The sequence below is a fragment of the Labilithrix sp. genome, from assembly GCA_019637155.1.
Classification (GTDB): Bacteria; Myxococcota_A; Polyangia; order Polyangiales; family Polyangiaceae; genus Labilithrix.
The window spans coordinates 443,713-453,693 of sequence record JAHBWE010000007.1 but is presented as its reverse complement, the minus strand read 5'-3'; the positions used below and the strand labels follow the sequence as shown (position 1 = coordinate 453,693).

Annotated in this window: 6 protein-coding genes; 4 read left to right on the top strand and 2 right to left on the bottom strand. The window is 70.5% G+C overall.

Going from position 1 to position 9,981, the window contains the following annotated elements:
- Positions 1–832: 832 nt before the first annotated feature.
- Positions 833–2,329, bottom strand: a complete 1,497-nt coding sequence (locus tag KF837_17735; GenBank protein MBX3229165.1) for a FecR domain-containing protein — start codon at positions 2,327–2,329, stop codon at positions 833–835.
- On the bottom strand, positions 2,326–2,943 hold the full coding sequence (locus KF837_17730; protein MBX3229164.1) for a sigma-70 family RNA polymerase sigma factor: 618 nt from the start codon (positions 2,941–2,943) through the stop codon (positions 2,326–2,328). The genes KF837_17735 and KF837_17730 overlap by 4 nt, the downstream gene beginning before the upstream one ends.
- A gap of 114 nt (positions 2,944–3,057) precedes the next feature.
- On the opposite strand from KF837_17730, the gene rpiA reads away from it, so the two are divergent.
- The 4 genes from rpiA to KF837_17710 all read left to right on the top strand — a co-directional run bounded on the left by rpiA (position 3,058) and on the right by KF837_17710 (position 9,699).
- Complete coding sequence (gene rpiA / locus KF837_17725) at positions 3,058–3,708, top strand: ribose-5-phosphate isomerase RpiA (GenBank protein ID MBX3229163.1); 651 nt, start codon at positions 3,058–3,060, stop codon at positions 3,706–3,708.
- 137 nt (positions 3,709–3,845) lie between these two features.
- Entirely contained in the window at positions 3,846–5,171 is a 1,326-nt protein-coding gene (locus KF837_17720) for a hypothetical protein (protein ID MBX3229162.1), read from the top strand.
- A 14-nt stretch (positions 5,172–5,185) separates the two neighbouring features.
- A complete protein-coding gene (locus KF837_17715) occupies positions 5,186–7,810 on the top strand; it encodes a hypothetical protein (protein ID MBX3229161.1) in 2,625 nt (874 codons plus the stop codon).
- Positions 7,807–9,699, top strand: a complete 1,893-nt coding sequence (locus tag KF837_17710; protein MBX3229160.1) for a HEAT repeat domain-containing protein — start codon at positions 7,807–7,809, stop codon at positions 9,697–9,699. Before KF837_17715 ends, KF837_17710 begins: the two co-directional genes overlap by 4 nt.
- Positions 9,700–9,981: the final 282 nt, after the last annotated feature.

The window sequence follows — 9,981 nt, the reverse complement described above, 5'->3', positions numbered from 1 at the left end:
CGAGCATGCTTGCTCGAGATGGAGCCGCCGTTTTTCGACTTCGATGAGGTACGAGATCGTCTCCGCGACGGCGCGACGCTCATCACCAAGGACGCGCCGAAGCGCCGACAGGAGCTGTTCGTTCGTGAGGTCATCGATGCGCATGACGTCGTGTACCACGCCATTTTTTAGCCTCTTCAGCGCCCCGAGACCGCCTGCGCGCGGGCCTGGATCCGAAACGAGTCGTCGCTCTTCCGAAACACGCACCACGCGTCTGCCACGCGCGGCGCGAGGCCATCGAATGGCCCCCTCGCCTCGTCGTGCGCTCGTCCCTTCAAATTCCGTCAAGCGCCACGAACGGCGCGCGTGCATTTCGCTCCTACTCGCGCTCCTCAACGGTTTTGCACATCGACGAAACGAGCCGTCGTGCAGACATTCAGCACCACCTCCGTGGGAAGTATCGGGCTGATTCGACGAGTCACGGTGCGATTCGTGGAGAGGAACGCCGCCTGCCCACCACTCGCACTTGAAGACGATCGAGCTCACGGAGCCGCCGATCGGTATCGGTGGAGAGCCGCGAGGTGGACCCGCGCATCGCGGCCCTCGAGGCAGCTTCAATGGAGCCGCCGATTGGTATCGGCGGAGAGCGATGTCGTGGATGCCAGCTTCGCGCGCGACGTTGTTGCTTCAATGAAGCCCGCCGATCGGAAATCGGCGGAGAGACCGCGCGGCGCTGGGGGCGCTCGTGAGAGGAGCGCTTCAGTGGAGATGTCGACTTCGGAGGGGGAGAGAGGGGGCCGTGAAGCGCATCTTGTCGTGAGGGGCCTGAGCGGGGTTCCGCGGCGTGGGGGGGTTACTTTGGGCGGGTGCCGCCGAAGGTGTGGTGGCCCATGCACATGCCGTCGGCGTAGACGATGCGGTGGGCCTCCTCGGGGCCGAAGGATTGCGCGAGGTCGTCCTCGAGCGCCTTGGACGAGCCCGTCAGCGCTAGGAAGAGCTTCGTTACCGGATGGAGCTCCGCGTCCGGCTTCGGCATCGGCGCGTCGCCGGCGCGGATGGCGCCGACGAGCTCGCGGGCCTTCTGCGTCGCCGCCGGATCCTTGTCCAGCTCGGTGTCGAGGATGAGATGCGTGCATGTGTCCGGGCCGATGCGTGTCGCGACTTCGGCGCTGCCGACCGCGGCGGCGCAGAGAGGCTTGATCGTCGCCCACAGCCGCTCGCTCGAATGCTTGTAAGCTGCATTGAGTGCCGGACCGTCGTGCGGGGCGAGGCCTAGCTTGTCGAGGCGCTCCGGCTTCGGGGTCCAGCCGTTGCCCTTCGCGTCGATGCAGGGGACCTGGTACTTGATCGTTCCGTCCTTCGCGAGCTCGCGCCACTCGTCGTGGTCGAGGTCGAAGCTGTGCTTCAGCGTGACGGGCGCGCCGTCCTTCGCCGCCGCGAGCGCGGCCTCGCTCTGTTGCAGCTTCGTCTCGAGCTCCGACTTCTCCGTCGCGAGCAGCTCGAGGCGCGAACGGTACTCGCCGACCTGGCGCACCAGGTTCTTGTTCGCAGAGACCTGCGGATCGTCGTCGGCTGCGTTCGCGTTCGCGAGCGCGCGGTCGATGTCGCTCGGGCTGTCGCCGCTCGTGAGGCGGACGCCGGTCGCGCCTGCCTGCGCGGTCTGGCCCGCCGTCAGCTCCATGCGCTCGCCCGCGTGGGAGATCGCGACCTTGCCTTCGTACACCGCCACGAACGCGAGCGCCGAGAGCGCTGCCGTCGTCGCCGCCACCTTCACATCTCGCTTTTGCATGTCACGCACCTTCACCGAAAAACAAGTGCCCCTCACCTCGACGTCGCCGGCCGGGGTATGCACGACGAACCTCGCGCCGGGCTCGACGCGATAGAAGACATCTCCTTGCGACTGCACGACGTCGTCGCCGTCCCAGCGCACGCTCGCGCCAGGCTCGAGCACCGCGAGCGCGCGGCGACCGAGCGGGACCTCGACGCGGTCCCGCGCGATCGCCTCCCCACGCGAAGGCCGCGCCCCGATCGCGAGGAGCACCGCCGCCGCGAGCGCGATCCCTCCAACCACGACATACGGCCAGCGCCGCCGCGTCGGCGCCCGCACCGCGGCGAGACTGCGCTCGGCGACGTCGCGCGTCGGCGCCCGCACCGCGGCGGGACCGCGCTCGGCGAGGTCGCGCGGCGGCTGTACCTCGGCGAGGCCGCGCTCGGCCACGCTGCGTGTCGCGCCGTCGAGGGGGTGCACCTCGGCGAGGACGCGGTCTGCGAAGTCGTGCGGCGGGGCTTGGGGCTCCCACGTGTCGAGGTCGAGGTCGGTGGCGAGCGGCTCTTCGTTGTCGTCCGTCACGACGTCCTCCAGTCCGTGCCGAGGCGCGACGTGAGCGCCGCGCGCATCTTTTCGCGTGCGCGGAAGAGCCTCGTCTTTACCGTGTTCTCCGGGACCTCGAGCGCGCCGGCGATCTCGGCGAGGGAGAGACCATGCAGCTCCGCGAGGACGAGGGCGGCGCGCTGATCGTCGGGCAGCTGCGCGGCCGCCGCGGCGAGCGCGTCGCCGATGCGGCGCTGCTCGAGGGCGCGCTCCGGCGTGTGGAGGCTCGGGACCTCCTCGTTCGGAAACGAATCGAGCGGCACCGCGTCGAGCCTCCGCTTCTTGCGAGAGTCGAGCGCGAGCCGAACCGCGATCGTGAGCAGCCACGTCGAGACCTTCGCCGGCCCGCTCGGATCGAACGAAGGGAACGCGCGGAACGCCCGCACGAAGGTCTCTTGCGCGAGGTCCTCCACCTCGGGGCCATGACCGAGCATGCGCGAGAGGAGCGCGAACACCATCCGCTCGTGACGAACGACGAAGGCGCGGAACGCGATCGGGTCCTGCCGCCGGCAGCGATCGAGCATCGCCGCGTCCGCCGGCGGCGGCGGCGGCGGCGACGCCACGCTCTTGCCGCGCGGAGGGGCGATGCTCATCGCGGCGGCCATCATCGCCCCCTCTCACGACGGCGCGCGCCGAAGGTTCCCCGGTCCGACGAGAAAAATCGCGCGCCCCGAAATCCTCTGCGATCTCGAGTACCCTCGAGGGGCATGGACGCCCGCGATCGCGAGAAGGCCGACGCCGCGGCGCGGGCGGTCGCCGAGGTCCGGAGCGGGATGCTCGTCGGCCTCGGCACCGGCACGACCGCCGCGCACGTCGTTCGCGCGCTCGGGGCGCGGGTCCGCGACGAAGGCCTGCGCGTCCGCACGGTCGCGACCTCGCTCCGCACGGAGCGCCTCGCGATCGAAGAGGGCCTCGACCTCCTCGACTTCTCCGCGCTCGCGAGCGTCGACATCGCGATCGACGGCGCCGACGAGATCGACCCGCAGCGTCGCGCGATCAAGGGCGGCGGCGGCGCGCTCTTTCGCGAGAAGGTCGTCGCCGCGTCGGCCGCGCGGATGATCGCGGTCGTCGATTCGTCGAAGCTCGTCGAGAAGCTCGGACGTTTCCCGCTCCCGATCGAGGTCGTGCCCTTCGCGACGACCTTCGTGCGCGAGCGCGTGCGGGCGCTCGGCGTCGAGCCGGTGCTGCGGCCGGCGTTCACGACCGATCAAGGCAACGTCGTCTTCGACCTCCCGTTCGGCGCGATCGACGATCCGCCGGCCCTCGCGGAGCGCCTCCGCGCCATCCCCGGCGTGCTCGAGCACGGCCTCTTCCTCGACGAGATCGACGAGGTGATCGCGGGACACGAATTTTCGTGAGCGCGGTCGCAAGAACTCGCGACTCGCGAAAACTCGAGAGTAGCTAACTACTGAATCTTGGCCGGGATAGTCGTGGCACCGGCTGTGCTCGGTCGGGCGGCCGCATGCTCGACCTGGCTCCACGTGTCCTCGCTCCCGTGTCCGTCCTCCTCCTCGTCGCCGCGGTGGCGTGCGGCGAGGACGATCCCGGCGCCGCCACGCCCGCGCCTGCGCCGGCGTGCGGCGACGGCCGGCTCGATCCCGGCGAAGAGTGCGAGGGCTTCGACCTCCGCGGCGCGACGTGCGACGCGCTCGGGCTCGCGGTCGGAACGCTCGCGTGCAACGCGGAGTGCAAGCTCGATACGACCGGCTGCGGCGGCAAGTGCGGTGACGGCGTCGTGCAGCCGGGCGAGGACTGCGACGGCGCGAACCTGAACGGGAAGACGTGCGCGCTCGTGAGCCCGACCGCGATCGGCGCGCTCGGCTGCTCCGCCGATTGCCACTTCCTCATCGAGGGCTGCAGCGAGCCCGTGCCCGCCGGCGAGCTCGCGCCATGCACGCCCGGCGCCGCGAACGACTGCGCCGCCCCCGCGACGTGCGTGACCACCGCGCGCGGATCGTTCTGCCTCGAGGCGTGCGACCTCGCGTCGACGGCGGGTCCGTGCGGCGCCGGTCGCTACTGCGAGGACGTCGGCGGCGCGGGCGCGTGCGCGAACGTGCCCGCCACGGGCGCGGGCTGCACCGCGCGGAGCGGCTGCGCGGGCGCGGGCGACACGTGCATCCCCACCTTCACGTCCGCGACCGGAGCGCCGATCTCGACGTGCGCGCCGTCGTGTCCCGCGACCGAGGTCGGCAAGGGCCAGGGCTCGTGCGCCGCGGGGCTGAGCTGCGTCGCGATCGCCGACGGACCAGCGGAGATCGAGAGCCCGACCGCGTGCACGGCCGCGACCGAGTCGACCGACTGCACCGTCGCGAACGGCTACCGCTGCAACCCGGTGCCGAGCCCCGCCGGCGAGGTGATGCGCTGCACGCGGCCCTACGGCCAGTGCGCGCCCGTCACGCCGCTCTACAAGTTCGACGGCAGCGCCGTGCCGGACACGCTGCTCTGCGATCGCGCGCGTCCGACGCGCGGCGCCGGCAAGTGCGGTCTCGCCTCGGCGGCGCCGCTCGCGAACCCGGCGCGCGTCGACTGCGTCGAGCACTTCGCCGGCACGCCCGAGATCGGCGTCTGCACCGCGTTCTGCGACAGCGCGGTGATGGACGCTCCCGCAGCGGGGGGACCCGCGCCCGAAGGCTCGTGCGGCGACGGCGCGATCTGCAAGGCGCCGGCGGCGCCGGAGCTCTGGCTCGCCGAGAACGAGCCGCGCGCGATCGCGTGCACGGAGGCGGACCTCGCGGGCTGCGGCGCCGACTTCAAGCGCTGCGTCGACCTCGGGCGCGGCCCCGAGTGCGTGCGCGCGGTCAAGGTCTGCGTCCCCAACTGACAGCGAGGAAGCCGATGAAGACCCAGCGCATCGTCGCCGTCACGACCCTCACGCTCCTCTCCGCCGCCGCGGCCGTCGCGAAGCCGCAGGGCCCCGCCAAGCTCGCCGTCTCGCCCGAGCAGGCCGCGAATTGTCCGATCCCGACCCTTGCACAGTGCAAGGACCCGCAGTACCTCGAATTCGATCGCTGCGGTCAGCTCCAGCGCAAGAACCAGTGGACGTGCACGTCGCGCCTCAAGGGCGAGATGGAGAAGGAGAGGACCGCGCGCGGCGAGACCTACGACACCGTACCGAAGAGCATGGCGCCCGAGGGCGTCGGCAAGGTCATCAAAGATCCGTCCGCGTCCGGCCCCGCGAAGTACGAGCCCGATCTCTACTCGTACACGAGCAAACAGGCGGCCCAGGACTACGGCGTCAACGGCGCCGTGTTCGGCGTCAACCAGTACGCGCAGTGGGAGGCGAACAAGAACGCCGTCGAGAGCTGCGACGAGTACGCGTTCGAGAAGTACTACGACGTCGCCGAGTTCAGCCGCCGCGTCGGCGACCGGCGCGATCACGTGAAGACGCTCCAGGTCGCGTTCGGCTCCGGCGGCGATCCCGCGTCGATCGGCACGCGTCACCTGAACGACGCGACGCTGAGGGGGAGGGACAAGCGACCCTTCGGCGCGATGATGCAGGGGCAGCGCGCGCGGAACGTGTTCTTCAACATCCCGTCGAACCCGGCGCCGAAAGGGAAGGAGCCGGTGCCGGCCGCGCCGAACCTGCTCCTGTCGCTCGGAAAGGCAGGCGCGAGCTCGCTCCTCGCGAAGACGTACACGAACAAGAACGTCCCGAACACGTGGTCGGCGCACAAGCAGCTCGCGCAGGCGCTCCTCTTCATCCCGCCCGCGAGCCCGCCGCTGGGGCTGTCGCTCGCGCCGGTGGAGCCCGATCCGAGCGAGCAGCTCAAGTCGACGTTCGGCGCGATCCCGGGACCGCCGCCGAAGGACCAGAAGCGGAAGCGCCTCGCGAAGGAGCTCGACGAGCTCTACGACCTCCAGCTCCGCTTCCTCGCGCAGGTCGATCGCTGGGCGAGCCTCGACCTGCGCTTCGCCGGCAGCGGCTGGTCGCCGTTCGAGCTCGACAAGAGCTACGGCGGCCACACCGCGCCGCCGCCGAACACGCCGCCGAGCATCGGCTCGCTCCAGGCCGCGGGCCTCGGCGGCGGCGACAAGCCGCTCGCGAAGGCGCCGCCGCCGAAGAAGCCGGGGCCGACGCCGGCGGCGGCGGGCAACCTCGCGATCGAGAAGCCGGAGACGGTGCTCCGCCGCGCGGTGCTCGCCGACATGATCGAGATCATGGAGCGCGCCGACGAGGAGGGCTGCTTCGACGCAGCCCCTAACAGCTACACCGCGTGCGATTGGTCGCCGAAGCTCTTCGCGCGCGCGGTGCGCAACACGTACGCGGACGAGCAGGACGCCGCCTACGAGCAGTGCATGGCCTTCACGAAGGGCTCGATCGCCAACGCGAAGAACGTCGACAAGGAGTTCGTCGAGGACGACGATCCGGCCTACGATGAGTTCAAGTGCCGCATCACGTCGGGCGACACCATCACCGCCGCGAAGCTCGACGACATGATGACCCAGTACCCGGTGTGCCGCGCGAAGGCCGCCGCGTACCACGAGCAGAAGGCGCACGACGAGGCGATCGCCGCCGCGAAGGCGCGCGTCGAGAAGATCAAGGACCTCGTCGACCCCGACACCGGCGCGTTCAAGAAGCCGGGGCTCACGCGCACGCGCAAGGAGCAGATGGGCGGCGAGTACTTCAACATGGGGTACAGCTACGACTTCGGCTTCACGTTCGATCACCAGCAGGACATCTGCCGGTTCGTCCTCGACACGCACGGCCTCTTCAGCACGTGGGTCACCGTCTTCGGCAAGCGCTGGGACATCATCGACGCGGAGGCGCGCCTCTCCACCACCGAGCGGAAGATGCACCTCCACGCGAACGTCGGCGGCTACAAGCTGTTCAACCCCGAGATCGACGAGGACTGGTCCGACTTCGATCAGAAGTGGGAGTGGAACCTCACGAAGACGGTCGGCTCCGGCAAGCGCGACGTGCCGCTCGTCAACACGTGGTTCACCGTCGTCGTCATCCCGGTGAAGCTCGAGGCGGGGATCTCGGGCGAGGCCGGCATCGACGTCGGGCTCAAGGCGGAGGCGCAGGGGTTCGACAACCTCGGGCAGTGCCCGTACGCGCGCATCTCCGGCGTCGCCGAGCCGTACGCGTCGATCGACGGCTACCTCGAGGCCGGGATCGACATCTTCGTCGCGAGGGTCGGCATCCGCGGCGAGCTCAACATCGTCCGCGCCGCGCTCCCGTTCAGCGCCGGCTTCGGCGTCGAGATCAAGAAGGCGGACCTCCCGCTCCACGACCCGAAGCGGCTCGGCCTCTTCGCCGACACGCGCCTCGACGTGAAGGTCTCCACCCTCTCCGGCTCGCTCAACGTCTTCGGCGAGGTCGGCTGGTGCCCGCTCTGCATCCGCGGCTCGAAGGAGATCGTCTCGTGGGAGGGCCCCGCCTGGGACACGAACATCTTCAAGGCGAAGTACGACGTGAACCTCTACGACCTCGGCGTCGCGCTGGGGACGATCAAGTGAAGAAGAAGCTCGCCGCGCTCGCCGGCTTCCTCCTCCTCGCCGCCGGCGTCTTCGCCTTCACCTACGACGACGCGGCGAAGAGCAAGGCCACCACCACCGCCGCGCCGGCGGAGGCGCCGGAGAGCGCCGATCTCCTCATGTTCCGCTACGCGCCCGACACGACGTACGCGTACGCGCTCCGCTACGAGAGCCGGAGCAAGACGGTCCCGATGGCCGCGTCGTCGGCGATGGGCGAGGCGGTGGAGGGCGATCTCTCGCTCGAGGGCACGCTCGAGATCCACGCCTACGGCGAGGCCGACGGCGCGATGCTCCTCGGCTATTCGCTCCATCGCTGCAAGGGTCACTTCGCGATCGGCGGTCAGTCCGTGTTCGGAGACGCGAGCTGCGCGTCCGCGTTCGAGGACCGCGAGCTCCTCGTGCGCGTCGATCGCTTCGGCCGCGTCGTGTCCGTCCACGCGCCGGCCGGCGGGGCGAGCCTCTTCGACTACGCGATGCGCGCGCTCGTCCAGGAGACGCAGGTCCACCTCGTCGAGGTGCCGGGCACCACCGCGTGGGTCGAGACGGAGACCTTGCCGCAAGGGACGGTCGAGAGCCTCTACCGCTTCGGCGCCCACGACGAGCTGAGCGCCACGATCGAGCGTACGCGCCCGCGCTACACCACGCTCGGCGCCGCGGCGATGATGCGCGGCGTCGCCTTCCAGCACGACGAGCGCGGCGCGGCGTCGATCGCGATCGCGGCCGGCGTGCTCGCGCGGATCCACGGCGAGGAGACCCTCACCGCGCGCGCGGGAGATCGTCCGTTCCTCGAGTCGACGACCGAAATCGAGCTCGAGGCGCAGGGCTCGCGCGCCGACGAGCGCGGTCATCCCGACCTCTCCGCCTTCACGACGCGGAAGCTCGACGACATGCCGGAGTCGACCACGCTCCACGCCCGCATCCTCGAGCAGCGCGCGGCGGGGCTCTCGTGGGCGGAGGCGCTCGACACGCTGAGCACGTACGGCGACGCCGGCCGCGTCCCCGATCACAACCGCTTCCTCTGGCGCACGACCGCGCTCCTCGAGCTCGATCCCAAGCGCGCCTTCGACCTGATCGAGGTCTTCGAGAACGGCCGTCCGGGCGGCAAGCTCCGCGGCCTCGTGATGGACCTCCTCGCGAGCGTGCCGACGAAGGAGGCGCAAGAGGTGCTCCGCCGGCTCCTCGCGAGCGAGCAGGCGAAGAGCGATCCCCGCTACACGCAGCTCCTCCAGCGCATCGGCTTCGTGACGAGCCCGGACAAGGAGACGATCTCCTTCATGAAGGCGAAGAACGCGGAGGCGACGGCGGCGAAGAACAAGAACGAGCGCCTCGCCTCCGCGTACACGCTCGGCACGCTCGCGGGGCAGAGCGAAGATGAAGTGGCGGCGCGCGCGATCGTCGACGACCTCACGGTGATGCTCCACGCCGCGCCGCCGAACGAGGCCGCGCACTACCTCACCGCGCTCGGCAACACGCGCTCGAGCGCGGCGGTGCCGACGATCGCGAAGTACGCCGCGAGCGACGATCCGCGCGTGCGCGCCGCGGCCGCCGGCGCGCTCGACCACCCGCCCGTCCCGGCCGCGCTCGAGGCGCTCCTCCGCCTCGTCGCCGATCCCGATCGCGACGTGCAGTACGCCGCGATCAGATCGCTCGACGCGCACAAGCTCGACGCATCTGTCGTCTTCCGGCTCGCCGCGATCGCGAACGACGGCAAGATCCTGCCGTCGAACGTGCGCTACGTCCTCGACGTCGTGAAGACGTATCGCTTCGTCGCGCCGCGCGAGATGGAGGCGCTCCTCCGCGCGCTCCTCGCCCATCCGATCGACGACGACCTCGTCCAGGCCGCCGCCCAGCAACTGCTCGACGCACGGTGAAATAGCTGGCATGGTCGGGATACGTGGGGCGCCTGGCCGACGATCACGAGTCACCGTTCGCGGACGGCGTCCGCGGGAGCGCGCGGCGCGACCGCGGGCCCGACTCCGGCAGCGCGCCGTGGAAGATCGTCATCGTCGACGACGAGCAGGAGGTCCACGACGTCACCGTCCTCGCCCTGCGCAGCGTCTCGTTCTCCGAGCGCGCGCTCGATTTCATCAGCGCCCACTCCGCGAGCGAGGCGAAGGCCCTCCTCCACGATCACCCCGACGCCGCGCTCGTCC